Genomic DNA, 26,709 nt, shown 5'->3' on the forward strand with positions numbered 1-26,709 from the left:
CCTCGAACCCGCCTCGAACCTCCAGAACCACCTCACTGCTTTTCGCGAAGAGCAGTACTGTGGATCACTGCTGGAATCACTGCTGGACGCCCCAGAACCGCGGAGGTGGCCCACCGTGTCCTCGTCACGGCAACGTCGTTTTCCCCGCTCACGCGCCTCGGTGCGGGAGGCCCGCGCCTTCGTCCGACAGGTTCTGACGGACTGGGGGTGCACCGACCGGCTGGACGACATGACCCTGTGCGCGTCGGAACTCGCGACCAACGCCCTGTTGCACGGGGTCCCGCCCGGCCGGGAGTACTGCGTGAGCCTCGAACTCGACGGCGAGGTCCTGCGCCTGGGCGTCCGCGACAGCGGCGACCACCACGTCCCTCCCGCCCCCCTCCCCCTCGACGCCTGTTCAGGCCGAGGCCTCCACCTCACCCAGACCCTCGCCGACGACATGGGCATCACCGAACACGTCGTCGGCAAGACGGTCTGGACGACCTTCAAGACGGACCGCCGCTGCCCCGAGGCGTCCTGACCCGGAGCGGACCGCTCCGGGTCACTCCGGGCCGGGGACATCCCGCTTCGGCTCAGGTCTTCTTACGGGTCGTCATGAAGCGCTGGATCAGGATGAACGCGCACAGCAGCACACCGGTGGCGATCTTCGTCCACCAGGAGCTGAGCGTGCCCTCGAACTGGATGACGCTCTTGATCAGGCCCAGTACCAGCACCCCGAACAGGGTTCCCAGCACATAGCCGGAGCCACCCGTCAGCAGCGTGCCGCCGATGACGACCGCGGCGATGGCGTCGAGTTCCATGCCGGTCGCGTGCAGCGGGTCACCGGACTGGATGTACAGGGTGAAGAGGAGGCCGGCGAGCGCCGAGCAGAAGCCGCTCACCGTGTACACGGCGATCTTCGTGCCGCCCTGCGGGAGACCCATCAGCATGGCCGACTGCTCGTTGCCGCCGATGGCGTACACCCGGCGCCCGAAGCGGGTGTAGTGCAGGACGTAGAACGCGACGGCGAGGACGACCAGCGCGACGACCGCGCCGATCGACAGGAATCCCATCCCCAGCGACACCTGCGCCTGGGCCATGGTGCTCACCGTGGAGTCGCCGATGGAGATCGACTCCTTGCTGATCACCAGACACAGGCCGCGGAAGAGGAAGAGGCCGGCGAGGGTCACGATGAAGGGCTGGATCTCGAAGTTGTGGATCACGTAGCCCATCAGGAAGCCGCCGAAGGCGCCCACGGCCAGCGCCATGGGGATCACGACCACGATCGGCAGTCCCTGGCGCTCCACCAGCCAGGCCGTGAACATCGTCGTGAAGCCGATCATCGAGCCGACGGACAGGTCGATGCCGCCGGACAGGATGACGAAGGTGACGCCGACGGCGGCGACCAGCAGATAGCCGTTGTCGATGAACAGGTTCAGGAAGACCTGCGGTTCGGCGAACCCGTAGTACTGGTAGCGGCCCAGGGCCCCGACGTACATCAGGAGGAAGAGCAGGGCCGTCGCCATGACGGGCAGGCGCCGGTCGCCGAGCAGCCGCGCGGCCCTGGACGGGGTACGGGTGTCCGGGGTCGTGGGGGTCTGGGTGGTCGCGCTCATCACGACACCTCCATCTTGGGAGCGGCCTCGGTCGCCGCGGCGGTGTCCGCCGCTGCCGCGGCCGGCTTGGCGCCGCCCTTCGCCCCGAACCGGGCGCCGAACGCCGCGCCGAAGACCTTGGCGCGGAACTTCGGGGACTGCAGCAGGCAGACGACGATGACGACGGCGGCCTTGAAGACCAGGTTGGTCTGGGTCGGCACGCCGATGGTGTAGATCGTGGTGGTCAGGGTCTGGATGACGAGGGCGCCGACCACCGTGCCGCCGACGGAGAACCGGCCGCCCAGGAGCGAGGTGCCGCCGATCACCACGGCGAGGATCGCGTCGAGCTCGATCCACAGGCCCGCGTTGTTGCCGTCCGCGGCCGAGGTGTTGGAGCTGATCATCAGGCCCGCGATACCGGCGCACAGCGCGCAGAACACGTAGACCATGATCTTGATGCGCCGGGACCTGATGCCCACCAGGCGGCTGGCCTCGGCGTTGCCGCCGACCGACTCGACCAGCAGCCCGAGCGCCGTACGGCGGGTCAGCACCACCGTGACGGCCACGACCACGGCCACCACGAAGATGGAGAAGGGCAGAGTCAGCCAGTAGCCGCCGCCGATCAGCTTGTACGGCTCGCTGTTGACGGTGATGATCTGGCCGTCGGTGATCAGCTGGGCGACCCCACGTCCGGCGACCATGATGATCAGCGTGGCGATGATCGGCTGGATGCCCATCCTGGCGACCAGGAAGCCGTTCCACAGGCCGCAGACGACCGCGGCGAGCAGGCCCAGGCCCATGGCGAGCAGCACTCCGGACAGGGCGCCCTGGTCGGCCTGGTCGCTGATGTAGGAGCAGGTCAGGGCCCCGGTGATGGCGACCACCGCGCCGACGGAGAGGTCGATGCCGCCGGTGGCGATGACCAGGGTCATGCCGACCGCCACCAGGATGAGGGGCGATCCGAACAGCACGATCGAGACGAGGCTGCCGTAGAGATGGCCGTCCGCCATCCGGACGGAGAAGAAGTCGGGGGTGAAGGGAACGTTGACGAGCAGCAGGAGGACGAGGACCGCCACCGGCCAGAACAGGTGGTGGCGGGTCAGCCCCCGCCACCGGGACGAGGTGGTCGAGGAGGTGGTCACTGGTGCTCTCCGCTCGCGATGGTCTCCAGGATCCGGCTCGTGGTGATCTCCGGCCCGTTGGCGATCTGCGCCACCAGCCGGCGGTCGCGCAGCACTCCGATGGTGTGACTGAGCCGGAGAACCTCCTCCAGTTCGGCCGCGATGTACAGGACGGACATGCCGTCCTCGGAGAGCGAGACCACGAGCTTCTGGATCTCCGCCTTCGCGCCGATGTCGATGCCGCGCGTGGGCTCGTCCAGGATCAGCAGCTTCGGCTGGGTGATCAGCCAGCGGGCCAGCAGCACCTTCTGCTGGTTGCCGCCGCTGAGCTGGCCGACCCTGGCCTCGGGGTTGGCGGGGCGGATGTCCAGCGCCTTGATGTACTTGGCGACGAGTTCGTCGCGTTGGGCGGCCGGGATGGGCCGGATCCAGCCGCGCGAGGCCTGCAGGGCCAGGATGATGTTCTCCCGCACCGTCAGATCGGGCACCAGGCCCTCGCTCTTGCGGTTCTCGGAGCAGAACGCGACCCCGGCGCCGATCGCGTCGTTCGGGGCGCTCATCGAGACCTGACTGCCGCCGATGGTCACCTTGCCGCTGTCGGGCTGGTCGGCGCCGAAGAGCAGCCGGGCGAGTTCGGTCCGGCCCGATCCGAGCAGGCCGGCGAGCCCGATCACCTCGCCCTTCCTGATCTCCAGGTCGAACGGGGCGATGCCGCCGGTCCTGCCGAGGCCGTCCGCCTGGAGCAGGGTCTCGCCGATGTCGGAGTGCAGATGCTGGTCGTGCAGCTCCTCCAGCTGGCCCATGGCCTTGCCCAGCATCAGCTGGACGAGCCCGACCTGGTCGAGGTCGCTGACCAGGTGCTCACCGACGAGGGCGCCGTTGCGCAGTACGGTCATCCGGTCGCAGACCTCGTAGATCTGGTCGAGGAAGTGCGAGACGAACAGGATCGCGACGCCCTCGTCCTTCAGCCGGCGCATCAGGGCGAACAGTTCGAGGACCTCGTCCCGGTCGAGGCTGGAGGTCGGCTCGTCGAGGATCAGCACCTTGGTGCCCGGTCCCGCGCCGTCGCCGGTGCCCACCGACCGTACGATCGCGACCAGTTGCTGCACGGCCAGCGGGTACGAGGACAGCGGGGCGGTGACGTCGATGTCGAGGCCGAGCCGGTCCACCAGCTCCGCCGCCTCCTGGCGCAGCCGCTTCCACTGGATGCGGCCCAGGCGGGTCGGTTCGCGCCCGATGAAGATGTTCTCCGCCACCGACAGGTTCGGGCAGAGGTTGACCTCCTGGTAGACGGTGTTGATGCCGGCCTGCTGGGCCTGCAGCGGGCTGCCGAACCGCACGGACGCGCCGTCCAGCGTGATCGTGCCGCCGTCCAGGGAGTAGACCCCGGTCAGCACCTTGATGAGGGTGGACTTGCCCGCGCCGTTCTCGCCCATCAGGGCGTGGATCTCGCCGGGGAAGAGCCGGAAGTCGACGTCCGACAGAGCCCGTACCCCCGGAAACTCTTTGACTATGCCCGTCATTTCCAGGACGGGCCGCGGCTCTGCCATGGCAGTGCTCCTCATGGAATTCAGGCCCGCAGGGAGCCCCGGGGACCGATGGCGCTCGGTCGGACGGGGGCTCCCTGCCGGTGGGTGCGGTCGGTCAGTACTTGCGGCTGGGGAGCGCGGCCTTGGCCTGGTCCTGCAGGAAGTCGCCCTCCTTGGTCTTGATCCAGCGCTCGACCGTCTCGCCGTCCTTGACCTTCTTCACGACGTCCATCAGCTGCGGGCCGAGCAGCGGGTTGCACTCGACGATGGCGTTGATCTTGCCCTCGGACATGGCCACGAAGCCGTCCTTCACGCCGTCGATCGAGACGATCAGGATGTCCGTGCCGGGCTTCTTGCCCGCCGCCTCGATGGACTGGATGGCGCCGATGGCCATGTCGTCGTTGTGCGCGAAGAGCACGTTGATGTCCGGGTTGGACTGCAGGAAGGCCGCCATGACCTGCTTGCCGCCGGCGCGGGTGAAGTCACCGGTCTGGCTGACGACGATCTTCCAGTCGTCCGCGTGGTCGGCGTCCATGACCTCCTTGAAGCCCTTGGCGCGCTCGATGGCGGGGGCGGCGCCGGTGGTGCCCTCCAGCTGGGCGATCTTCACCGCGCCCTTGTGGCCGGCCTTCTCCAGGACCTTCTCCAGGATCTTGCCGGCGCGGCGGCCCTCGTCGGTGAAGTCGGAACCGACCAGCGTGACGTACAGGGAGTCGTCGGAGGTCTCCACCGAGCGGTCGGTGAGGACCACCGGGATCTTCGCGGTCTTGGCCTCCTTGAGCACCGCGTCCCAGCCGGTGACGACGACCGGCGAGAAGGCGATGACGTCCACCTTCTGCGCGATGTAGCTGCGGATCGCGGAGATCTGGTTCTCCTGCTTCTGCTGGGCGTCGGAGAACTTGAGGGTGTACCCCGCCTCCTTCGCCGCGTCCTTCACCGAGGTGGTGTTGGCGCTGCGCCAGCCGCTCTCCGAACCGACCTGGGAGAAGCCGAGCGTGATCGCCTTGCTGCCGCCCGAGGAGGAGGAGCCGGAGGAGCTGTCGTCCTTCTTGGCACAGGCCGCCAGGCCGCCCGCGGCCGCCACGCCGACCGCTGCGGTCAGGAAGTTCCGTCTGTTGAGCATGTTCTTCTCCTTTGAAGAGCCGGCCCGGGGTCGGACCTGCGGGTACTCAAGGGGACCGGCCGCACTGCGTCCAGCCTGTCGATCATCGTTCGAGACTCCGACCGCACGGGTGGAAGAGAACGGCCGGACGGTCCGTCAGAGAGGTACGCCCTCCGGTTGAGCGGCGTACGGGAAGGTACTGGCGCGGACGACGAGTTGGGGCTCGATCGCGATCCGGGGTGGGGTGGCGGGTGGTCGGCCCTCGATCAGCTCCAGGAGCAGCGCGATGGCTCGTTTCCCCACCGTCGAGAAGTCCTGCCGGACGGTGGTGAGAGGAGGAGCGAAGAACTCCGACTCCGGGATGTCGTCGAAGCCGACCACCGCGACGTCCTGGGGGGTTCGGATCCCCGCCTCACGCAGGGCCCGCAACACCCCCAGTGCCATCTGGTCGTTGGCGACGAACACGGCGGTCAGCCCCCGGCCCACCCAGCCGGCCAGTTCCTGGCCCGCACGGTAGCCCGACAGCGGACTCCAGTCCCCGCGCAGCAGCACGGGCGGCTCGACATCCGCCGCTTCGAGGACCGCCCGCCAGCCGGCGGCCCTCTCGGCGGCCTCCTGCCAGTCCTCGGGCCCGGCGAGGTGCCAGACCGTGCGGTGGCCGGCGGCCAGCAGATGACCGGTGGCCAGCCGCGCTCCCAGGGACTGGTCCACGCCGACGTGGGGGATGTCCCCGCCCGGCCCGCCGCCCACGACCACCACCGGGAACGGGTAACGCAGTTCGGCCAGAGCGTCCACCGCCGACCGTTGCGGGGCGATGGCGACCACTCCTTCCACCCCGCCCTCGCTGAGGTGGTCCAGGGCCTCGGACAGTTCCTCGACGGTCAGTCTGCGCAGACTGACCGTCGAGACGAGATACCCCTCGGCCCGTGCCGCCTCCTCCAGCGCGAACAGCGTACTGGCCGGTCCGAAGAGGGTGGTGTCGGAGGCGACCACACCCAACGTCCGGGTCCGCCTGGTCGCCAGGGCCCGTGCGGAGGAGTTGCGACGGTAGCCCATCTCCTCGATCGCGCGCAGCACCCTGGTCCGGGTCTCGTCCCGCACGTTGGGGTGGTCCCCCAGCACACGGGACACGGTCTGGTGGGACACGCCGGCCAGGCGCGCCACGTCCGCCATGGTGGGCGGCCGAAGCCGGGTAGGTGTCACGGCCGCACCTCCTTGGCGCCCGTCTGCCGATAAGGCCTGTGTGGTGGGCGGGCGATGCCCCGCCGACGGTTTCACGCCAGGGCCCCTGAGAGCCCAACGGAACTGGCCTGGAGGTCGAGTTGGGGCACTGCGTGCATGACGGCTCATACCTCCCGTGTCGGCGCTGCCCACTGACTGGTGAATGCGGAGGTCATTGTGAGCGCTAACAATTCACGGCGGTCAAGAGGGCTGCACCGGAAGGTCGTCACGGTTGAGTAACGCGCCCCGCGGCGGGAGTTGGGAACTCGGCCTGCCACGGCGCCGTGTCCGGCCCGGGTCCCGGGACCCCGAGGGCGCCTCGGAGCGGCGACGGCCAGGGCGCCCGGAACGCGCCCGACTCGGCCTCACGCCAAGGGATTTCCGCGAGACCACAAAGCCGTCCGCCGGCCGGAGACCTACGAGCACCACCACAGAAAACGCGTGCACGTCTCCGACGGAGACGGCTGCGGGGACGCGTCCGACGTCGGGTCGGCGGTCGGGGTGGAGCCGGAACCCGACGAGGCCGTCGAGCCGGTGGCCGCCCCGGGGGAGCCGGGAAGGGTGGCCGACTGGGCCTCCGCGTCCGGGGACCGTGTGGCGTCGCCCTCGTCGCCCGAGGACGCCGACGCCGATGCCGACGGGGATGCGGATGCGGATGCGGAGCCGCTGGGGGAGGCCGAGGTCTCGCCCTCCCTGTCGTCCAGGGGCCGGGCTGACGCGCTCGGCTCCGCCGTCGAGGCGTCGGCCTCGGACGACTCGCCCCCGGCCACCGCCGGGTTCCGGGCGAAGGGGAACCCCGGTGCGTCCACACCGAGTTCGGCCAGGCTCAGACCGCCCGCCGCCAGGACGAAGCCGGCGGCGATCAGCAGCGTGCGCCTGCGGCGCCGCCGGTGGACCGTGGCCTTGCGATCGCGACGACTCGCGTCCGACGCGCCGGCTGCGCCCACGGGACGCCGTGTGCCGCCCCGGCCCTGCTCGCGACGGCGCGCGGCGCGCCCCCGCGGCTCACCGCGCTCACCGCGCTCATCACGCTCATCACGCCGTGTTTCACGGTGTTCGTCGCGTTCATCGCGTTCGTTATGTCCGTCGTGTTCATCGTGTTCGTCGCGTTCGCCGTGATGGGCGGGAACGCCGGATGCGCCGGAAGCGCCGTACGGCTCCGGCTCGTACGGGTCGCGCGGGTGGCCAAACGCTTGTTCGACAGGGGCGCCGCACCCAGGGCAGGCGAGGGCGCCGTTGAGGTGCCGTCGGCACGGGTGGCAGTAGTCCATGACGCGGGAAGACTAGGTTCCGAAAGGGGCGTGTTCACGGGCCCGCCCGTGAAAGTTGTGTGGGAAACCGGCCATACCGGTGCGGCCGGCCGAGTGACCTGGCACACACCACCGCATCTGATTTCCGAAAGGAGTCTCGAAACTGTCGAAACCGTTACCTGTTCGACCCATTGACACTCCCCTCACGCCGTCCTTACTGTCTGCCCAGCATTTCGAACGTGTGACGAAATCTCGAACAGCTGAAGGGTAGCTTCCGTGCGCATCACCGGAATCAGCACACACGTGGTCGGGACGCCGTGGCGCAACCTGACCTACGTCCTTGTGCACACCGACGAGGGCATCACGGGTGTCGGCGAGACCCGCATGCTGGGCCACACCGACGCGCTGATCGGCTACCTGAAGGAGGCCGAGGCCAACCATATTCTCGGCTCCGACCCGTTCGCTGTCGAGGACCTGACCCGCCGCATGAAGTACGGCGACTACGGGCGGGCCGGCGAGATCGTGATGTCCGGCATCGCCGTCGTCGAGATGGCCTGCTGGGACATCAAGGGCAAGGCCCTCGGGGTGCCCGTCTGGCAGCTGCTCGGCGGCAAGGTGACCGACAAGGTCAAGGCGTACGCCAACGGCTGGTACACCACCGAGCGGACGCCCGAGGCGTACCACAAGGCCGCCCAGGGGGTCATCGAGCGCGGGTACAAGGCGCTGAAGATCGACCCCTTCGGCACCGGGCACTTCGAGCTGGACCACGACCAGACCCTCTACGCCGTCTCCCTCATCGAGGCCGTGCGCGACGCCATCGGGCCCGACGCCGAGCTGATGCTGGAGATGCACGGCCGCTTCTCCCCGGCCACCGCCATCCGGCTGGCCAAGGAGCTCGCGCCGTTCAAGCCCGCGTGGCTGGAGGAGCCCTGCCCGCCGGAGAACCTGAAGGCGCTGGAGAAGGTCGCCGCCAAGGTCGACATCCCGGTCGCCACCGGTGAGCGCATCCACGACCGCATCGAGTTCCGCGAGCTCTTCGAGAGCCAGGCCGTGGACATCATCCAGCCGGACGTCGGCCATATCGGCGGCATCTGGGAGACCAGGAAGCTCGCCGCGACCGCCGAGGCGCACTACGTGCTCGTCGCCCCGCACAACGTCGGCGGGCCGGTCCTGACCGCCGCCTCCCTCCAGGTCGGCTTCACCTCGCCCAACTTCAAGATCCTCGAGCACTTCAACGACTTCGCCGACGCGGAGATCAAGAAGGTCGTCAAGGGCGCGCCCGAGGTGATCGACGGCTACTTCCACCTCTCCGACGCGCCCGGTCTCGGCGTCGAGCTGGACGTCGAGGCGGCCGCCGAGTTCCCCCAGCAGCAGGCCCGCTTCGACCTGTGGGCCGAGGGCTGGGAGCAGCGCAAGCCGAAGGGCGCCGAGAAGTGAGTCCGGTCAGCGCGGTGGGCGCGGCGAGCACCGCCGTCGTCATCGACGCGCCCGGCGAGCACCGGCTCGTCCCGCACGAGCCGCGGCCGCCCGAGGCCGGCGAGGCGCTGGTGCGCGTCCACGCCGTCGGCATCTGCGGCAGCGACCGCGAGGTGTACCAGGGCAACCGGCCCGAGGGCTACGTCCGCTACCCCCTCACCCCCGGCCACGAGTGGTCCGGGACGGTCGAGACGGTCGGCGCCGGGGTCCCCTCGTCGCTGGTCGGCCGCAAGGTCGTCGGCGAGGGCTTCCGCAACTGCCAGGTGTGCGACCGCTGCCACACGGGCGAGACGACGCTGTGCACGGACGGTTACGAGGAGACCGGCTTCACCCAGCCCGGGGCGATGGCCGCGACCCTCACCCTCCCGGCCCGGCTGCTGCATCCCCTCCCGGACGACGCCGACCTCACCGCCGCCGCCCTCCTGGAGCCCGCCGCCTGCATCGCGGCCGCCGCGATCAAGGCGAACGCACTGCCGGGCGAGCGGGTCGCCGTGGTCGGCACCGGCACGCTGGGCATGTTCGCCGTGCAGTTCCTGAAGGCGGGCTCGCCCGCCGAGCTGCTGGTGGTCGGGACGCGCGGCGACCGGGAACAGCTTTCCCGGCAGTTCGGCGCCACCGACTTCCGCACCCGGAACCAGCCGCTCCCCGACGACTTCGACGTCGTGATCGAGACCGCCGGGTCCGCGTCCGCCGCCCGCACGGCCGCCGCCCTGCTGAGGCGGGGCGGACGCCTGGTGCTGACGGGGATCCCGGCGCCGGGCGCCGACGGCCTCGACCCGACGGACCTGGTCGTACGGCAGCTGGAGGTGCACACCGTCTTCGGCGCGCCGCCGGACGCCTGGTCGCACACGGTGCGGGTGTTCGGGGCCGGTCTGCTGGATCCGCTGCCGCTGGTCACCCACGAGCTGCCGCTCGCCGAGTTCCCCGAGGCCATCGAGCTGGTGGGATCCGGCGATCCGAAGGTGGGCAAGGTACTGCTCCGGCCCGGCGCGACCCCCTAGCCGTACGCCGGTACGGGGGCGACCTGACGGTCCCCGTACCGGCGTACACCCAAGTCTCGTATGCCCTGAGCCGCGAACCTCGTCCGAAATACCGAACACGAAGGACAGCTTGTGACGACCGACGCTTCCGCCACGGCAGCCCGTCGACCCGGTGAGCAGGCGCTCACCGCGCTCGGCCTGGGCGCGCCCGCCCTCGACCCCGCCGACGCCTCCGCCCACTCCTTCCCGGGCGGTGGCCGCTGGCGCACCGAGGTCCCTTCGTGCGAGGGCCCCGAAGCGCTGGCCGTCATCCTGAAGGAAGCCTCGCGGCTCGACGTGCCGATCCACCGGATCAGCCAGGGCAGCGGCGTGTGGATGCTGACCGACGCCGAGATCACCGAGATGGTCGACGCGACCGCCGAGCGTGACATCGAGCTCTGCCTGTTCACCGGTCCGCGCGGCACCTGGGACATCGGCGGCTCCACCCGGACCGACTCGCGCGGCGGGGGCCTGAGGGCCCGCGGGCACGACGCCGTCGCCGGATGCGTCGAAGACGCCGTCCGGGCCACGGAACTGGGCGTCAAGTGCCTGCTCGTCGCCGACGAGGGCGTGCTGTGGACGCTGCACCGGGCCCGCCAGACCGGCCTCATCCCGGCCGACACGACCCTCAAGGTGTCAGCACTCATCGGCCCCGTCAACCCGGCCGCGTACGCGGTGTACGAGCGGCTGGGCGCCGACTCGGTCAACGTGCCCAGCGATCTGACGCTGGATCACCTCACCGAGATCCGGCGGGTGTCGGGCGCTCCCATGGACATGTACATCGAGGCTCCCGACGATCTCGGCGGCTACATCCGGATGTACGAGGTCGCCGAGCTGGTCCGGCGCGGCGCACCGCTCTATCTGAAGTTCGGCCTGTCCAAGGCCCCGGGGATCTACCCCTACGGCCACCACATGCGCGACCTCACGCTGTCCACGGCCCGGGAACGGGTGCGGCGCGGACGGCTCGCCCTCGACCTGCTCGCACGCCACGGCGCAGACGGCGACATGGCGCCTCTCGGCACGCGACTGCCCGGCGAACTGAACCGGTTCGACATTCAGTCATAACGTTCCGGAAACCCCGCTTCACAGAAGACGACACAGGCGCGCAGAATCCCACACACCTGTTCCTTACGTTCTTCACCTCTTCCCGGCGTCACCGCCGGAAGCGCCGTTCGCACCGCGAGCCCGATCCCTGCACACACATCAAGGATGATGACCATGCGCAACCGCAGAGCCGCCCTCGCCGCCATAGCCGGAGCCGCCTCCCTCGCCCTGACCCTCTCCGCCTGCGGCCAGTCCGGCGAAGGCGGCAGCAAGGCGGACGAGTCCGGCAGCGCCAAGGGCGGGACGATCGGCATCGCGATGCCGACCAAGTCCTCCGAGCGCTGGATCACCGACGGCGCCAACGTCGAGAAGGACCTCAAGGCCAAGGGCTACAAGACCAAGCTGGTCTTCGGCGAGGACGACCCCGACCAGCAGGTCTCGCAGATCGAGAACCTGATCACGCAGGGCGTCAAGGCGCTGATCGTCGCCGCGATCGACAACAAGTCCCTGAACAACGTCCTCCAGCAGGCCGCCGACGCGAAGATCCCGGTCATCTCCTACGACCGTCTGATCCTCGGCACGAAGAACGTCGACTACTACGCGTCCTTCGACAACACCAAGGTCGGCGAGCTGCAGGCCGGCTACCTCGTCGACAAGCTGGGCCTGGCGTCCGGCAAGGGCCCGTTCAACATCGAGCTGTTCGCCGGCTCCAACGACGACAACAACACCAAGTACTTCTTCAACGGCGCGATGAGCGTGCTCCAGCCGTACATCGACAGCAAGAAGCTGGTGGTCAAGTCCGGCCAGACCGGGCTCACCCAGGTCACCACCCTGCGCTGGGACGGCGCGACCGCCCAGAAGCGCATGGAGGACATCCTCACCTCGTCGTACAAGTCCGGCAAGGTCGACGCGGTGCTCTCGCCCTACGACGGCATCTCCATCGGCATCATCGCCGCGCTGAAGTCGGACGGCTACGGCTCCGCCAGCAAGCCCCTGCCGGTCATCAGCGGTCAGGACGCCGAGCTGGCCTCCGTGAAGTCGATCATCGCCGGTGAGCAGTCGATGACCGTCTACAAGGACCTGCGCAAGCTCGCCCAGGTCGCCACGGACATGGTCGACGCCTCCCTCAACGGCAAGAAGCCCGAGATCAACGACACCAAGTCGTACGACAACGGCACCAAGGTCGTCCCCGCCTACCTGCTCCAGCCGGTCAGCGTCGACAAGAGCAACTACGAGAAGGAGCTCGTCGAGGGCGGCTACTACACGGCGGACCAGCTCAAGTAAGCGTCGAACCTTACGGATTGGAAGGCACGACCATGGCGGGACCCGTCCTGGAAATGCGCTCGATCGTCAAGACCTTTCCCGGCGTCAAAGCACTGTCGGACGTGTCACTGACCGTCCGCCAGGGCGAGGTCCACGCAATCTGCGGCGAGAACGGCGCCGGCAAGTCCACCTTGATGAAGGTGCTCTCCGGCGTCCATCCGCACGGAACCTACGGGGGCGACATCCTCTTCGAGGGTGAGGTCGTCTCCTTCAAGGACATCCGTGCGAGCGAACAGCACGGCATCGTGATCATCCACCAGGAGCTGGCGCTGTCGCCGTACCTCTCGCTGGCGGAGAACATCTTCCTCGGCAACGAGCACGCCAAGGGCGGGTTCATCGACTGGCGGGAGACCCTGCGGCACGCCACGCAACTGCTGCGCCGGGTCGGTCTCGAGGACCACCCGGAGACCCGCGTCGCCGACATCGGCGTGGGCAAGCAGCAGCTCGTGGAGATCGCCAAGGCGCTGTCCAAGAAGGTGAAGCTGCTCATCCTGGACGAGCCGACGGCGGCGCTGAACGACGAGGACAGCGGCAAACTGCTCAACCTCATCCTGGAGTTGAAGAAGCAGGGCATCACCTCGATCATCATCTCCCACAAGCTCAACGAGATCCGCAAGGTGGCGGACTCGGTGACGATCATCCGCGACGGGCACTCCATCGAGACGCTCGACGTGAAGTCCGCGGAGACGACCGAGGACCGGATCATCAGCGGCATGGTCGGTCGCGACCTCGACCACCGCTTCCCCGAGCGCACCCCGCACGAGACGGAGAAGGGCGCGGCCCCGGCCCTGGAGATCCGGGACTGGACCGTGCACCACCCGATCGACCAGCAGCGCAAGGTGGTCGACGACGTGTCGATCCAGGTGCGCCGCGGGGAGATCGTCGGCATCGCCGGCCTCATGGGCGCGGGCCGCACCGAGCTCGCGATGAGCGTCTTCGGGCGCGCCTACGGCCGGTACGCGGGCGGCACGGTCCTCAAGGACGGCACCGAGATCCGTACGAAGACGGTCGCGGAGGCGATCGCCCACGGGATCGCGTACGTCACCGAGGACCGCAAGCACTACGGCCTCAACCTCATCGACACGATCAACCGCAACATCTCGCTGACCGCCCTGAACAAGGTCTCCAAGCGGGGCGTGGTCGACGAGCAGGAGGAGCGGCAGGTCTCCGAGGGCTTCCGCAAGTCGATGAACATCAAGGCGCCCACGGTCTTCGAGCCGGTGGGCAAGCTCTCCGGCGGCAACCAGCAGAAGGTCGTCCTCAGCAAGTGGATCTTCGCGGGTCCGGACGTGCTGATCCTGGACGAGCCCACGCGCGGCATCGACGTCGGCGCGAAGTTCGAGATCTACACGGTCATCGACCAACTGGCCGCCCAGGGCAAGGCGGTCGTCTTCATCTCCTCCGAGCTGCCCGAACTGCTCGGCATGTGCGACCGCATCTACACCATGGCCGCCGGGCGGCTCACGGGCGAGTTCTCGCGCGTCGAAGCCACCCAGGAAGTGCTGATGCGTCAGATGACGAAGGACAAAGAGGTATCGCGATGAGCACCGAAGTGACCAAGACCCCGGCTGCCGCGCCGCCCGGCAAGAGCGGTGGATCGGCTGCCGGCGGCGGGCTGCTGCAGCTGGTGCTGGACGGCCTGCGCCGCAACATGCGCCAGTACGGCATGCTGATCGCTCTCGGTCTGCTCGTGATCCTGTTCCAGGTGTGGACCGGCGGCGACCTGCTGCTGCCGCGCAACGTCTCCAACCTGGTCCTGCAGAACAGCTACATCCTGATCCTCGCGATCGGCATGATGCTGGTGATCATCGCGGGCCACATCGACCTGTCGGTCGGCTCCCTGACGGCGTTCACGGGCGCCTTCGCGGCCGTCCTCACGGTGCAACACGACGTGGCGTGGCCCGTCGCGCTCGTGCTGTGCCTGATCGTGGGCGCGCTCGCCGGCTCGTTGCAGGGCTTCCTGATCGCCTACCTCGGCATACCGTCTTTCATCGTCACCCTCGCGGGCATGCTGCTCTTCCGCGGCATGACGGAGATCTTCCTGAAGGGCCAGACCCTCGGCCCGTTCCCGGACGGCCTGCAGAAGATGGGCAACGGCTTCCTGCCGGAGGTCGGCCCGACCACCAACTACCACAACCTCACGCTGCTGCTGGGCTTCGTCCTGCTGGCCTTCGTGGTCCTCCAGGAGGTCCGCGACCGCAAGCGGCAGCAGGAGTTCGCCCTCGACGTGGTGCCGAGGAACCTCTTCCTGCTCAAGCTCGTCGCGATCGTCGCCGCGATCCTCACCGTCACCATGCTGCTCGCCAGCTACAAGGGCGCGCCGATCATCCTGATCATCCTCGGCCTGCTGGTGGTCGGCTACGGCTACGTCATGCGCAACGCCGTCTTCGGCCGGCACATCTACGCGATCGGCGGCAACCTGCCGGCGGCGAAGCTGTCCGGCGTCAAGGACAAGAAGGTCACCTTCCTCGTCTTCCTCAACATGGGCGTGCTCGCGGCCCTGGCGGGTCTGGTGGTCGCCGCCCGTCTGAACGCGGCCTCTCCGAAGGCGGGCCTGAGCTTCGAGCTCGAGGCGATCGCCTCGTCGTTCATCGGCGGCGCGTCCATGAGCGGCGGTGTCGGCACCGTCCTCGGCGCGATCATCGGTGGTCTCGTCCTCGGCGTGCTGAACAACGGCATGAACCTCCTCAGCGTCGGCACCGACTGGCAGCAGGTCATCAAGGGCCTGGCCCTGCTGGCCGCGGTCGGGTTCGACGTGTGGAACAAGCGCAAGTCCGGTTCGTAGGTTTCACAGTTCCGGATCGGGCCCCGCCGCAAGGCGGGGCCCTTCCCATGAAGGAGGCAGAAAGCCGGTGAAGACGCTCTTCGGCAAGCTCGCCGACGGCACGGAGATCCACAGCTGGGCGCTGGAGAACGGCGGGACACGCCTGAAGGTCCTCTCCTACGGCGGGATCGTTCAGTCCCTGGAGATCCCGGACCGCGACGGCCGGTACGCGAACGTCTCGCTCGGTTTCGACACCATCGAGGACTACGTCGCCGGGTCCCCCTACTTCGGCGCGCTGATCGGCCGCTACGGCAACCGGATCGACCAGGGCCGGTTCACCCTCGACGCAACGGCCCACCAGGTCGACGTCAACGACGGCGTGAACAGCCTGCACGGCGGCGCCCAGGGCTTCGACCGGCGGGTGTGGGACGTCGAGCCGTTCGCGACGGGCCCGGACGTCGGCCTGCGCCTGTCCCGCACCAGCCCCGACGGGGAGATGGGCCACCCGGGCACGCTCGACGTGAAGGTGACGTACACCCTCACCCGGGACGGCGACTGGCGGATCGACTACGAGGCCGTCACCGACAGGACCACGGTGGTCAACCTCACGAGCCACGTGTACTGGAACCTCGCCGGCGAGGGCAGCGGCTCGGCCCTGGACCACGAGCTGTCCATCGCCGCCTCCCGCTACACGCCGGTCGACGCCGGGCTGATTCCCACCGGCGAGCAGGCCTCGGTCGCCGGCACCCCCTTCGACTTCCGCGAGACCAAGCGGATCGGCCGGGACATCCGGGCCGCCGACCGGCAACTCCGGTACGCCCAGGGCCTCGACCACAACTGGGTGCTCGACAAGGGCGTGACGGCACAACCGGTCCAGGTGGCCACGCTCCGGGACCCGGCCTCGGGCCGCACCCTCGGGATCTCCACCACCGAGCCCGGCCTGCAGTTCTACTCCGGCAACTTCCTGGACGGCACCCTCGTCGGCACCGGGGGCCGCGCCTATCGCCAGGGCGACGCCCTCTGCCTGGAGACGCAGCACTTCCCGGACTCGCCGAACCAGCCGTCCTTCCCCTCGACCGTGCTGCGGCCGGGACAGACGTACCGGACGACGACGATCCACTCGTTCGACGCGTAGTCCACCGGTTCGGCGCGTAGTCCACCGGTTCGGCGCGCGGCCCACTCGCCGTTCACGCGTTGAGTCGTTCTCAGCAAGACGGTGAGTACGGGCCCGGGGTTCCCGTACTCACACCTCTTTCACATCGGTTGAACAGAGCCCCGCAGGCATCCGTATGTAGGGGCGGCCCGTGCTCCCCCGCGCGGGCCACCCAAAGACGACGGGCCCGGTCGTCCCCGCCGGACCCGCCCCATACGGAGGTTCCATGGCCGACAACGTCGCCTCGCTGTTCCGCAACACCGCGGCGCACAGCCCCTCGATGGCGGCGCTGACGCGCGAGGGCGGCGAAGGGGTCGGTCCGGTCGACTTCTGCATCCCCTGCAACCCCTACTTCCCCACCCCCGCCATGATGGACACCATGGCCGCGCGGCTGCGGGACATCATCACGTACTACCCGAGCAGCGCCGACACCATCACGGCCGAGCTGTGCAATCTGCTCCAACTCCCGGCGCAGGCCGTGGCCATGGGCAACGGCTCGACCGAACTGATCACCTGGATCGACCACTTGCTGGTCCGCGAGTCGCTCGCCGTGCCCGTCCCCACCTTCGGCCGCTGGACCGACCAGCCGATGGAGACCGGCAAGCGGGTCGACATGTTCCCGCTCCAGGAGTCCAACGGATTCGCCCTGGACCTCGGGCAGTACGCCGACTTCATCCGCACCCGGGGCACCCGGGTCGCGGTGATCTGCAACCCGAACAACCCCGACGGCGGCTTCCTGCACAAGCGCGCGCTCGTGCAGTTCATGGACGCGATGGCCGACCTGGATCTGATCGTCATCGACGAGTCGTTCCTGGAGTTCGCCGACGCCGAGCAGGAGCCCAGCGTCGTGCAGGAGGCGATGATCCGGCCGAACGTCATCGTGCTGCGCAGCCTCGGCAAGAACTTCGGTCTGCACGGCATCCGGTTCGGCTACATGGTCGCCAACCCCTCCCTGGCCGGCAAGGTCCGCTCGATGCTGCCCAAGTGGAACCTCAACGCCTTCGCCGAGTACGTGGTGTTCATGCTCAAGGAGCACGGCCTCGAGTACGCGCAGAGCCTGATGCAGGTGCGCCGGGACCGGCTCGACATGGCCAGCCAGCTCTCCGCGCTGCCCGGCCTGACCGTCTACCCCTCCCAGGGCAACTTCCTCTTCGTCCGCCTTCCCGTGGGCGCGGAGGGCACCGTGGTCCGCGACCGGATGCTCACCGAGCACCGGATCCTGGTCCGCGAGTGCGGCAACAAGATCGGCTCCTCCAGCCGCTTCCTGCGGCTCGTGGTGCGCCCCCAGGTCGACGTGCGTCGCCTGGTGTCCGGCCTGGAACAGGTGCTCTACGGGACCAGGAGGGGAGCCGCCGTACCCGAGCTGAGCGCTGGGACCAACTACAGCTCGGGCACGGCGGCGGTGGACCGGCTGGTCGGTGCCACCAACGGGGCGGGCATGCCGGGCCTCGCCGCTCAGGCCGTCGGCATGCCCATGCCCGCGCCCGCCATGGCGCAGGCGACCCCGTCCGACGGCGTCGGGATGCCGATGCCGGCCGCCGCACAGGTCTTCCCCCAGCCTGTGCCCGCGCCGGCACCGGCCCCGGCGCCGGTCCCGATGGCGGTGCCCCCGATGGCCCCGGCCGCCGCGATGGCTCCGCAGATGGCCCCCCAGATGGTCCCGCAGATGGCTCCGATGGCCCCGCAGATGGACCCCGCCGCCGCGGCCGCGATGGCCCCCGCCGCGATGGCCCCCGCCATGGGCCCGGCGTCCGCGCCCCCCGCCCAGACCCCGCCCGGCGTCCCGGCCCGCGGCGGCCTCACCGCCGCCCAGGTCCGCGGCACCAACGGCCTCTCCCCCGCGGCCACCTCCGGCTGGCCCAACGCACAGAGCTGGCCGAACGCGGCGGGGATGGGACAGGTCGGCTAGCAGTACTCCGTGACGTGAGGCAGAGGCGGGGCGGGACGTGCGGGTGCGGGGTACTGCGCGGCCATCCGCCGGCAGTACGCCAGCGCCTCCCCGACCCCCTGATGGTCGCCGCCCGGCAGCAGCAGCTCACCGGCGGCGACCAGCGCGGCCCAGTAGGCAGAGGGGTCGCCCTCGGGCCTGACCCGCCGCCGCTCGTCGGCGAGCAGCAGGAAGGCCCGGTCCAGCTCCCCCGTACGGAACCACCGCGACAAACCCTTGGCGACGCCGCTGGGCACGCCGTCCCCCATGGCCTCGCCCGCCCGGACCAGCAGGTCCCGAATGACCACCTCGTCGGCATCGAGCCGCCGGTCCACCACGAACAGATCCCCGAGATCGAGCAGGAACGCGAGCTCGCCCTCCTCCGGCCCGAGCTCCGCGAACACCGACTCAAGCTCCCGCACCCGCCTCTCGGCCTCCCCCCGCGGGATCCCCAGCCCCACACAGACGCCGACCGCGACTTCCCGCGGATCACCGCCTCTCCGAGCCGACTCCTCGAACGCCTTCGCCTCCGGCGACAACTCCACGGACGTTCCTCCTCCGCCCCGCCACTGACTCTCCGACACGACTGTAGGCAAAGCTGTCAACAGAAGTGTTGGGCAAAGCGACCGACGACACCTTGCCTGACCTGCTGTTTTACCTTGTCCGACAAGGAACTTGACGAAGTGTCACTTTACCTGACTGACAGGGTGTCGACAGAAAGTGTTCCTACGGTGCCGTGTTCATGACAGACACTTCGGGAACCCCCACCCCCGCCCCCACATCCACCCCCGTCGCGCGCCGCACGGTGCTGGTCGCCACCGGAGCCACGGCCGCGACCCTCGCCGTCGGAGCCGCTGTCGCCACGACCGGGAAGGCCGGGCCGGCCGCGCAGACGGACACCGCTCCCGTCGCCGCGGCGGCCGTCTGCACCCTCACCAAGGAGATGACCGAGGGCCCCTACTACCTGGACGGGCAGTACGTCCGCGCCGACGTCACCGAGGGCAAGGCCGGCATCCCGCTCAAGCTCACCCTCACGGTCGTCGACGACGACACCTGCGTGCCGCTCAGCAACGCACTGGTCGAGATCTGGCACGCCGACGCCCTCGGCGAGTACTCCGGATTCGTCGGCAGCAACGGCCACAGCGAGGCGGACAGCGGCACGTTCCTGCGCGGCGGGGTCCTCACCAACTCCAGCGGCGTCGCCGCGATCACCACGGTGTACCCCGGCTGGTACCGGGGCCGCTGCATCCACATCCACATCAAGGTGCACACCAACGTCACCCTGACGTCGAACGGCTCCTTCACCGGCGGCCAGGAACTGCACACCGGCCAGCTCTTCTTCAACGAGACCATCACGACCGCGGTCGCCAAGGTCTCCCCGTACTCGACCAACACGGTCACCCGCACCACCCTCGCCCAGGACTCCATCTACGACGACGGAGGAGCCGCGAGCGGTCTGCTGACCCTGACGGCGCTGGGCAGCTCGACCTCCGCCGGGTACGCCGGGACGCTGACCTTGGGGGTGGAGCAGAGCTGACGATCTGACCCCGTCAACCCCGCCAACCCCGCCAACCCCCCCCCCGTCACTCCCGTCACTCCCGTCCGACTGGACGTCACCGCAGCCGCGGCGGCGTCCAGTCGTCCGTCCGGGCCTACGCCGTCTTCGCGAGGGCGAGCCAGCGGGGTACGTCGACCTCGGCGTGGACGGTCCTGCCCGGCGACTCCCGGTCCACCGCCTCCCCGCGGGCGGCGACCGCGTCCACGAGGACCAGCCCGCGGCCCCGTAGGACCACGGGCGGTCGATCGTCCTACTTGCCCGGGCACTCCTTCCAGGCCATGTGGTAGACGGTGTTGATGTCGCCGTCGGTCGAGTCCATCGTCATGAAGCTGACCTTGCTCGGCGAGGAGGTGCCGGCGTTGACGCGGAGCTCGGTGTTGATGTTGAAGTTGCGCTGGACTCCGCAGGGCGCGTAGACCAGGTTGGCCCAGTCGGTGGTGTCGGTGGCCTGCCAGTTGTCGTTGAGCGCGCCGTTGAAGGCGTGGTTCTTGAACACCGTCTGCGACGAGCCCTGGAAGTAGTACGAGGCCCGCTGCACGGCGTTCGAGCCGGACTGGAGCGCGGCGAAGCCGCGGTAGTCCGCCTGCGCGATGGCGTACGTGAAGCCCGACGGGACATGCACGATCAGGCTGAGCTGACAGTTCTTGCGGAAGGCGGTCGGGTCGGAGTTGCCGCCGACCTGGGCGAGGTACTCGCTGTAGGTCACCGTGAACGCGGTGTTGTCCTCGGAGACGGCGACGGCCGCCGTGCCGGGGCGGCAGCCGGAGCCGTTCACCGTGGCGACGTCGATGACGATCTTGTCCGGGGGCGGGTCGACGAACCCGCCCGACGGGTTGTGCGCGGGCACCGCCGCGGTGACGAGGGCGGCTACCGCGCCGCCCAGGAGCAGTCCACTTGCCATGGGGGGTCTCTCCTCTTCGTTGAAGCGTGGAGAACCTATGAATTTCCTGTGAAGCACCGCGGCGAGGGAATCGTAGGGAGAGCCCTGGGGCGAGGACAGGCCGAACTCCGGCCATTCACCCCGGCCCGTTCACACCGCTATGCCCGAACTCCCGTTCATTCCGGCGGAGTTGGGCGTCAGATCCCCAGGTCCTTCACAGCCGCACATTAAGGATTTCCTCAGGTGCGCTCCTAACTTCTTGCACATGACGGGAAACACAGAGCACAACGAGACCATCAACTCCGACGACAACCAGGAGCCGGGCAAACACCGGCGGGACAAGAGCATCCAGCGCCGCCGGGTGCTGATAGGCGGCACCGCCGTCGCGGCCGTCGGCGGGCTCGCCGTCGCGGGGTTCGCCTCGGCGGACACCCCGAGCAGCGAGTCCTCGACCTCCGCCGTGGAGGCCGAGGCCGGCTCCTCCGCCTCCACCGCGAGCGGCGTCTGCACCCTGAACGCCGAGGTCACCGAAGGCCCGTACTCCCTCGACGGTGCGCTCGTCCGGGAGGACATCCGGGAGGACAAGGAGGGCGTGGAGGTCCAGTACACCTTCACCGTCGTCGACCAGGCCAACGACTGCGAGCCGCTCGCCGACGCCCTCGTCGAGATCTGGCACTGCGACTCGCTCGGCGAGTACTCCGGATTCGTGGGCGGCAACGGCCACACCGAGGACGACAACGGCACGTTTTTGCGCGGCGGTCAGATGACCGACACCAACGGCCAGTGCAGCATCACCTCGATCTGGCCCGGCCACTACGTCTCGCGCGCCGTGCACGTCCATATGCGAGTGCACACGGAGGTGACGCTCACCGACGACTCGTACACCGGCGGCGAGGTCATCCACACCGGCCAGCTCTTCTTCGACGCCGACATCAACGAGGAGGTCCAGGCGAGCTCGCCGTACTCGGACAACACCACCAAGGAGACGGCCCTCGCCGACGACTCCATCTACGACGACGGAGGGGCCTCCTCCGGCCTGCTCACCCTCACCGCCCTCGGCTCCAGCGTGTCCGACGGCTACAAGGCGACGCTGACCGTGGGCGTCAACAGCGCCTGATCCCACCCCCGCTGTTCAGGCGGTGACGGGCTGCCGCTCCTCGGCGGACTCGGTCGCGGAATCCTTCTCTTTCAGGTGCGCCCGGACCGAGTACGCCAGGGCGGCGGCCCACACCGCGTACAGCACGACGTAGACGACCGTGCTCACGGTCCCCGACGCAGCGATCCAGTCGCTCTTCAGGAGCGTACGGACGTTGGTCACGATGATGACGCCGCCGACCGCCGAGCCCAGCACGCGCGGCGGGAGGAGGCGGACCAGCCAGGCGGCGACAGGGGCCGCGACCAGACCGCCGAGCAGGAAGGCGAGGACCCAGGTCCAGGTCAGGCCCTGGGACCCGAGCGAGAAGAGGAAGCCGAGGCTCGCGGCGACCGCCACCAGGAACTCGCTCGTGTCGATCGAGCCGATCACCTTACGGGGCTCCAGCCGGCCGCTGGCCAGCAGCGCCGGAGTGCCGACCGGGCCCCAGCCGCCCCCGCCGGTCGCGTCCAGGAAGCCGGCGACCAGGCCGAGCGGGGTGAGGAAGCGGCGGCGGAGCGGCTGGCCGAGGCGGTCCTTGGGCAGGCCCCGGAAGGTGAACCGGGACATCACGTACAGGCCCAGACCCAGCAGGATCAGGGACATCACCGGCTCAGCGACCTCGGTCGACAGCCGGGAGAGGACCGTCGCGCCCAGGAAGGAGCCCACCGCGCCCGGGACGCCGATCCTCGCCACGACCTTCCAGTCGACGTTCCCGAAGCGCCAGTGCGAGGCCCCCGACATCAGCGTCGTGCCGATCTCGGCCAGATGCACCGTCGCCGAGGCGACGGCCGGGTTGGTGCCCATGGCCAGCAGCAGGGTCGTCGAGGTCACCCCGTAGGCCATGCCGAGGCTGCCGTCCACGAGCTGGGCTCCGAGGCCCGCGAGGGCGAGCAGTATCAGCGTGCGCATGGGACTCCCGTTCCGTTTCCTGCCTTCCCCACCGGTTAGATAGGGATGAACGGGAGGCGATGCTAGGCCCTCAAGCTGAGATCCCCCTGAACGTGTGATGAGGGCCGCTCACAGACGGCGGCCGAGGGCCGTCAGGGCTGTCAGGGCCGTCAGTGCCGTCCTCGTGTCGCCGGAACAGCGCGCCCGGCCACCACATCCAGCGGCCCACGTCCAGGGTCAGGGCCGTGACCAGCACCGACCGGACGACCATGGTGTCCAGCAGTACGCCGAACGCCACCGCGAACCCGAGCTCCGCCGCGAACACCAGCGGCAGCGAGGCCATCGCCGCGAAGGTGCCGGCCAGGACGAGGCCCGCCGAGGTGATCACCCCTCCGGTGGCGGACAGGCCGCTCAGCGCGCCGCGCCGGGTGCCGTGCAGCAGCGCCTCCTCGCGCACCCGGGTGACCAGGAAGATGTTGTAGTCGATGCCCAGCGCGACCAGGAACACGAACGTCAGGAGCGGGAAGGAGGCCTCCGCCCCGGCGAAGTGGAACACATGGTCGAAGATCAGAGCGCTCACCCCGAGGGCCGCTCCGAACGACAGGACGACCGTCGCCATGAGCAGCAGCGGCGCGACGACCGCCCGCAGCAGCAGCGCGAGGATGAGGAACACCGTGACCAGCACGATCGGGATGATCACCCTGGAGTCGCGGGCGGCCGCCTTCTGCGTGTCGACGACGATCGCCGTGCTGCCGCCGACCTGGGCGTCCGCGCCCTCGATCGCGTGGACCGCGGTTCTGGCCCGCTCGACGGTGCGCATCGCGGCCGTACTGCTCGGGTCGTCCTTCAGCTCCCCGAGCATCACGGCCTCCCCGTCCTTGACCATCGGCGTCGAGACGTCTGCGACTCCCGGCACCCCGGACAGCGCGGCCCTCACCCGGTCCGCCGAGGCCGCCTTCGCCACGACGTAGACGGGGTCGCCCGACCCGGCCGGGAAGTGCCGGGACTGGATCTCCTCGCCGACGGCCATCGGCGGCGTGCCCGTGAACTGGTCCCTGTTCGCGAGCCCGTCGGCCTTGAGCCCGAACGCCCCGACCGCCATGACGCCCAGGACGAGCGCGGTGCCGATCCACACGATCCGCGGCCGCGCGGAGACGGCCCTGCCGACCCGGGCCCACACTCCGCCCTCGGTCTCGGCCTCGGTCTCGGACTTCTCGGCCGTTCCGTACGACGGTGCCACCGGCCAGAAGATCCAGCGGCCGCAGACGACCAGCAGGGCCGGCATCAGGGTGACCATGGCGAGCAGGCCGACGAGGATGCCGACGGCGCAGGCCGGTCCGAGGCCCTGGGTGGAGTTGAGGGTGGCCAGCATCAGCAGCAGCAGGCTGACCGCGACGGTCGCGGCGCTGGCGACGATCGCGGGGCCGGAGCGGTGCAGAGCCTCCGCCATCGCCTCGTGCCGGTCCTCGTGCCGGCGCAGCTCCTCCCGGTACCGCGAGGTGAGCAGCAGCGCGTAGTCGGTGGCGGCCCCGAACACCAGCACCGTCAGGATGAAGCTGGTCTGCTTGTTGACGACGAGGCCGGCGTTCTTCGCCAGCAGGTAGATCACCGCCTCTGAGGTGACCAGGGCTCCGCCCGCGGTCAGCAGCGGCAGCAGGGGAAGCACCGGGCTGCGGTAGGTGAGCAGCAGGATGAGGACCACCACCGACGCGGTGATCGTCGTCAGGCCGCCGCCTCCGCTGAAGGCCTTGATGGAGTCCGACGCGTAACCGGCCGGTCCGGTGACATGGAAGCCCAGACCGGCCTCGGCGTTCCGTTCGCCGACCTCGTTGATCGCGTCGACGACCTTGCCGATCCCCTCCCAGCCCTTCTGGTCCTTGTGGACCTGGACCACGGTCTGGACGGCCTTGCCGTCCTGCGCCTTCACCGGGCCCTGCGGCTGGCCCACGACGTTCTCGATGCCCTGGAAGGCCTCCGCGTCGGCCCGCGCCCTGGTCAGGTCGGCCGGGGTGACGCCCTCGGGCCGGTCGTAGATCACGATCGCGGGCAGGGTGTCCGCGAGCTGGAACTTCTCGGCCCGATCCACGATGCTCGTCGACTCCGCGTTGCCGGGCAGCCAGGCCGAGTTGTCGTTCTGCTCCACGTCGCCGAGCTTCCCGGCCAGCATGAGGGCCGGGACCAACAGGGCCGCCCAGAGGGCGAGGACGACCCACTTCGCCACCCTGCCACCGGGCAGGGACGCTATTTTCCGCACCATGTGGATTGCCTCGGTCCTCAGTTGACGTGAGCGAGCTTGTCGGGGTTGGCGACGGTGTAGATCCCGCACACCTGATCGCCGTCCGGGGTGAGGTCGAGGACCATGACGGCGTAGGGGGTGCCGCCGGCGAACAGCAGCGCCGACGGGTCGCCGTTGACCCTGCGGTAGACGACGTCGAGGCCCTTGCCGGAGCGGGGGGCGAGCGCGGCGAACAGACGGGCGACCTTGTCCCGGCCGTGGACCGGACGCAGGCCCGCCGCCTGGCTCTTGCCTCCGCCGTCGCTCCACAGGGTCACGTCCGGAGCCAGGATCTCCAGGAGGGCGTCCAGGTCGCCGCCGAGCGCGGCGGCCAGGAAACGTTCCGTCACCTGCTGCCGGACGTGCGGGGCGGGCTCGTAGCGGGGGCGTCGGGCCTGGACGTGCTCGCGGGCCCGGTGGGCGAGCTGGCGGATCGCCGCGGGGCTGCGGCCGAGGATCTCCGCGATCTCGGTGTGCGCGTAGCCGAACACCTCGTGCAGGACGAACACCCCGCGCTCCAGCGGGGTCAGGGTCTCCAGGACCACCAGCAGCGCCATCGACACCGACTCGGCGCGCACCGCCGTATCGGCGACGTCGGAGACCAGCGGTTCAGGAAGCCACGGCCCGACGTAGGTCTCCCGGCGGCGGCTGATGGCGGCCTGATGGGCGAGAGCCCGGTTGACCGCGATCCGCACGAGATAGGCGCGCGGGTTCTCGATCGGCTCGACGCTCGACGCCTGGTCTTCCGGCCTCCGGCTTCTGGCCGTCCACGACAACCAGGTCTCCTGCACCACGTCCTCGGTGTCGGCGATGCTGCCGAGCATGTTGTAGACGATGGAGAACAGCAGCTCACGGTGGGCGTTGAAGGTCTGTGTCACAGAGTCTGGCAAGGTGGGGCCTCCCCGTTGCGGACGTGTTCCGAACTGAGAGCGCTCCAGGCACCCGGAGTGTGACATCCACTCCCGATATGTGATCTACATCGCAAGCCTTACGGGTTCTACGGGTTCTACGGGTTCTCCCAGGCCGCCGGTTCCGCCGCCAGCGACTGCACCGGCTCGGGGAGGGCGTCCGCCGCGATGTCGGCGATCGTGACGCCCTCCAGGATCCGCCGCACGTTCGCCCGCAACGCGATCCACAGCGGCAGCAGCGGCTGCGCGGAGCCCGTGTACGTCAGACCGGTCGGGCGTTCGCCGCGTACGGAGACGATCGGGCCGTCCACCGCCCTGATCACGTCCGCGACCGTGATCGCCGCCGGGTCCCGGGCGAGCCGGTAGCCGCCGCCTCCGCCGCGCCGGCTGTCGACGACCCCGGCGCGCCGCAGATCGCCGAGGATCCCTTCCAGGAACTTGTGCGGGATGTCCTGCGCGGCGGCGATCGCCTCCGCCTTCACGGGGTCGCCGCCCTGCCGTACGGCGAGTTCCAGTACCGCCCGTACCGCGTAGTCCGCGCGCGCCGAGATCCTCATGCGCC

The 26,709-nt window shown here is 69.5% G+C and carries 23 protein-coding genes and 1 pseudogene; 11 read left to right on the forward strand and 13 right to left on the reverse strand.

Going from position 1 to position 26,709, the window contains the following annotated elements; genetic code table 11:
* The first annotated feature begins 115 nt into the window (after positions 1-115).
* Positions 116-520, forward strand: coding sequence for an ATP-binding protein (locus OG562_RS12015; protein WP_266396490.1), 405 nt, complete (start codon positions 116-118; stop codon positions 518-520).
* 52 nt (positions 521-572) lie between these two features.
* Here OG562_RS12015 and yjfF read toward each other — a convergent pair whose 3' ends face one another.
* The 6 genes from yjfF to OG562_RS12045 form a co-directional block, all read right to left on the reverse strand.
* Positions 573-1,595, reverse strand: coding sequence for a galactofuranose ABC transporter, permease protein YjfF (gene yjfF / locus OG562_RS12020; RefSeq protein WP_266396491.1), 1,023 nt, complete (start codon positions 1,593-1,595; stop codon positions 573-575).
* Positions 1,595-2,716, reverse strand: a complete 1,122-nt coding sequence (locus tag OG562_RS12025; RefSeq protein ID WP_266396492.1) for an ABC transporter permease — start codon at positions 2,714-2,716, stop codon at positions 1,595-1,597. The genes yjfF and OG562_RS12025 overlap by 1 nt, the downstream gene beginning before the upstream one ends.
* Entirely contained in the window at positions 2,713-4,245 is a 1,533-nt protein-coding gene (locus tag OG562_RS12030) for a sugar ABC transporter ATP-binding protein (protein WP_266396494.1), read from the reverse strand. The genes OG562_RS12025 and OG562_RS12030 overlap by 4 nt, the downstream gene beginning before the upstream one ends.
* Before the next feature lie 94 nt (positions 4,246-4,339).
* A complete protein-coding gene (locus OG562_RS12035) occupies positions 4,340-5,347 on the reverse strand; it encodes an ABC transporter substrate-binding protein (protein WP_266396496.1) in 1,008 nt (335 codons plus the stop codon).
* Positions 5,348-5,482: 135 nt separating this feature from the next.
* Positions 5,483-6,529: a LacI family DNA-binding transcriptional regulator gene (locus tag OG562_RS12040; protein WP_266396498.1), complete on the reverse strand. Its 1,047-nt coding sequence runs from the start codon at positions 6,527-6,529 to the stop codon at positions 5,483-5,485.
* Positions 6,530-6,963: 434 nt separating this feature from the next.
* Positions 6,964-7,494: a hypothetical protein gene (locus tag OG562_RS12045; RefSeq protein WP_266396499.1), complete on the reverse strand. Its 531-nt coding sequence runs from the start codon at positions 7,492-7,494 to the stop codon at positions 6,964-6,966.
* Between the two features lie 579 nt (positions 7,495-8,073).
* Between OG562_RS12045 and OG562_RS12050 the strand changes: the two genes are divergently transcribed.
* The 8 genes and pseudogenes from OG562_RS12050 to OG562_RS12085 all read left to right on the forward strand — a co-directional run bounded on the left by OG562_RS12050 (position 8,074) and on the right by OG562_RS12085 (position 18,485).
* Positions 8,074-9,234, forward strand: a complete 1,161-nt coding sequence (locus tag OG562_RS12050; protein WP_266396500.1) for a mandelate racemase/muconate lactonizing enzyme family protein — start codon at positions 8,074-8,076, stop codon at positions 9,232-9,234.
* On the forward strand, positions 9,231-10,274 hold the full coding sequence (locus OG562_RS12055) for a zinc-binding dehydrogenase (protein WP_266396501.1): 1,044 nt from the start codon (positions 9,231-9,233) through the stop codon (positions 10,272-10,274). Before OG562_RS12050 ends, OG562_RS12055 begins: the two co-directional genes overlap by 4 nt.
* Positions 10,275-10,385: 111 nt before the next feature.
* The gene (locus OG562_RS12060; protein WP_266396502.1) at positions 10,386-11,357 is read left to right on the forward strand and encodes a hypothetical protein; all 972 of its coding nucleotides are present in this window, start codon (positions 10,386-10,388) and stop codon (positions 11,355-11,357) included.
* Positions 11,358-11,510: 153 nt separating this feature from the next.
* Complete coding sequence (gene chvE, locus OG562_RS12065; RefSeq protein ID WP_266396503.1) at positions 11,511-12,620, forward strand: multiple monosaccharide ABC transporter substrate-binding protein; 1,110 nt, start codon at positions 11,511-11,513, stop codon at positions 12,618-12,620.
* A 32-nt stretch (positions 12,621-12,652) separates the two neighbouring features.
* Positions 12,653-14,203, forward strand: coding sequence for a multiple monosaccharide ABC transporter ATP-binding protein (gene mmsA, locus OG562_RS12070; RefSeq protein WP_266396504.1), 1,551 nt, complete (start codon positions 12,653-12,655; stop codon positions 14,201-14,203).
* Positions 14,200-15,444, forward strand: coding sequence for a multiple monosaccharide ABC transporter permease (gene mmsB / locus OG562_RS12075; protein WP_266396505.1), 1,245 nt, complete (start codon positions 14,200-14,202; stop codon positions 15,442-15,444). Before mmsA ends, mmsB begins: the two co-directional genes overlap by 4 nt.
* Positions 15,445-15,496: 52 nt before the next feature.
* Positions 15,497-16,558: pseudogene (locus tag OG562_RS12080) on the forward strand (aldose epimerase family protein); the annotation flags it as partial.
* 244 nt (positions 16,559-16,802) lie between these two features.
* Positions 16,803-18,485, forward strand: a complete 1,683-nt coding sequence (locus OG562_RS12085; RefSeq protein WP_266396507.1) for a histidinol-phosphate transaminase — start codon at positions 16,803-16,805, stop codon at positions 18,483-18,485.
* On the opposite strand, the gene OG562_RS12090 is transcribed toward OG562_RS12085, so the two are convergent.
* Complete coding sequence (locus OG562_RS12090) at positions 18,482-19,048, reverse strand: hypothetical protein (protein ID WP_266396510.1); 567 nt, start codon at positions 19,046-19,048, stop codon at positions 18,482-18,484. The two genes, OG562_RS12085 and OG562_RS12090, sit on opposite strands and share 4 nt — an antisense overlap.
* A 197-nt stretch (positions 19,049-19,245) precedes the next feature.
* Between OG562_RS12090 and OG562_RS12095 the strand changes: the two genes are divergently transcribed.
* Positions 19,246-20,040: an intradiol ring-cleavage dioxygenase gene (locus OG562_RS12095; protein ID WP_266396512.1), complete on the forward strand. Its 795-nt coding sequence runs from the start codon at positions 19,246-19,248 to the stop codon at positions 20,038-20,040.
* Between the two features lie 115 nt (positions 20,041-20,155).
* Here OG562_RS12095 and OG562_RS12100 read toward each other — a convergent pair whose 3' ends face one another.
* Together OG562_RS12100 and OG562_RS12105 are read right to left on the reverse strand one after the other, a co-directional pair.
* Entirely contained in the window at positions 20,156-20,296 is a 141-nt protein-coding gene (locus tag OG562_RS12100) for a hypothetical protein (RefSeq protein ID WP_323187505.1), read from the reverse strand.
* 15 nt (positions 20,297-20,311) lie between these two features.
* Positions 20,312-20,962, reverse strand: coding sequence for a DUF4360 domain-containing protein (locus OG562_RS12105; protein WP_266396515.1), 651 nt, complete (start codon positions 20,960-20,962; stop codon positions 20,312-20,314).
* 244 nt (positions 20,963-21,206) lie between these two features.
* Between OG562_RS12105 and OG562_RS12110 the strand changes: the two genes are divergently transcribed.
* Complete coding sequence (locus tag OG562_RS12110) at positions 21,207-22,058, forward strand: intradiol ring-cleavage dioxygenase (RefSeq protein ID WP_266396516.1); 852 nt, start codon at positions 21,207-21,209, stop codon at positions 22,056-22,058.
* A gap of 15 nt (positions 22,059-22,073) precedes the next feature.
* On the opposite strand, the gene OG562_RS12115 is transcribed toward OG562_RS12110, so the two are convergent.
* From OG562_RS12115 to OG562_RS12130, 4 genes are all read right to left on the reverse strand, one after another.
* On the reverse strand, positions 22,074-22,985 hold the full coding sequence (locus tag OG562_RS12115; RefSeq protein ID WP_266396517.1) for a sulfite exporter TauE/SafE family protein: 912 nt from the start codon (positions 22,983-22,985) through the stop codon (positions 22,074-22,076).
* A 70-nt stretch (positions 22,986-23,055) separates the two neighbouring features.
* Positions 23,056-25,221, reverse strand: a complete 2,166-nt coding sequence (locus OG562_RS12120; protein ID WP_266396519.1) for an MMPL family transporter — start codon at positions 25,219-25,221, stop codon at positions 23,056-23,058.
* Positions 25,222-25,238: 17 nt separating this feature from the next.
* Positions 25,239-26,129, reverse strand: a complete 891-nt coding sequence (gene sigJ, locus OG562_RS12125) for an RNA polymerase sigma factor SigJ (protein ID WP_266396522.1) — start codon at positions 26,127-26,129, stop codon at positions 25,239-25,241.
* Between the two features lie 116 nt (positions 26,130-26,245).
* On the reverse strand, positions 26,246-26,704 hold the full coding sequence (locus OG562_RS12130; RefSeq protein ID WP_266396523.1) for an Rrf2 family transcriptional regulator: 459 nt from the start codon (positions 26,702-26,704) through the stop codon (positions 26,246-26,248).
* Positions 26,705-26,709 lie beyond the last annotated feature (5 nt).

Origin of the sequence: Streptomyces sp. NBC_01275 (assembly GCF_026340655.1) — a bacterium.
GTDB lineage: Bacteria > Actinomycetota > Actinomycetes > Streptomycetales > Streptomycetaceae > Streptomyces.

Bases quoted from the DNA above. Each gene is read 5' to 3' on its own strand.
- yjfF (WP_266396491.1), bottom strand. From the start codon at position 1,595: ATGAGCGCGACCACCCAGACCCCCACGACCCCGGACACCCGTACCCCG.
- OG562_RS12030 (WP_266396494.1), bottom strand. From the start codon at position 4,245: ATGGCAGAGCCGCGGCCCGTCCTGGAAATGACGGGCATAGTCAAAGAG.
- OG562_RS12035 (WP_266396496.1), bottom strand. From the start codon at position 5,347: ATGCTCAACAGACGGAACTTCCTGACCGCAGCGGTCGGCGTGGCGGCC.
- chvE (WP_266396503.1), top strand. From the start codon at position 11,511: ATGCGCAACCGCAGAGCCGCCCTCGCCGCCATAGCCGGAGCCGCCTCC.
- mmsA (WP_266396504.1), top strand. From the start codon at position 12,653: ATGGCGGGACCCGTCCTGGAAATGCGCTCGATCGTCAAGACCTTTCCC.
- mmsB (WP_266396505.1), top strand. From the start codon at position 14,200: ATGAGCACCGAAGTGACCAAGACCCCGGCTGCCGCGCCGCCCGGCAAG.
- OG562_RS12085 (WP_266396507.1), top strand. From the start codon at position 16,803: ATGGCCGACAACGTCGCCTCGCTGTTCCGCAACACCGCGGCGCACAGC.
- OG562_RS12095 (WP_266396512.1), top strand. From the start codon at position 19,246: ATGACAGACACTTCGGGAACCCCCACCCCCGCCCCCACATCCACCCCC.
- OG562_RS12105 (WP_266396515.1), bottom strand. From the start codon at position 20,962: ATGGCAAGTGGACTGCTCCTGGGCGGCGCGGTAGCCGCCCTCGTCACC.
- OG562_RS12110 (WP_266396516.1), top strand. From the start codon at position 21,207: ATGACGGGAAACACAGAGCACAACGAGACCATCAACTCCGACGACAAC.
- OG562_RS12115 (WP_266396517.1), bottom strand. From the start codon at position 22,985: ATGCGCACGCTGATACTGCTCGCCCTCGCGGGCCTCGGAGCCCAGCTC.
- OG562_RS12120 (WP_266396519.1), bottom strand. From the start codon at position 25,221: ATGGTGCGGAAAATAGCGTCCCTGCCCGGTGGCAGGGTGGCGAAGTGG.
- OG562_RS12130 (WP_266396523.1), bottom strand. From the start codon at position 26,704: ATGAGGATCTCGGCGCGCGCGGACTACGCGGTACGGGCGGTACTGGAA.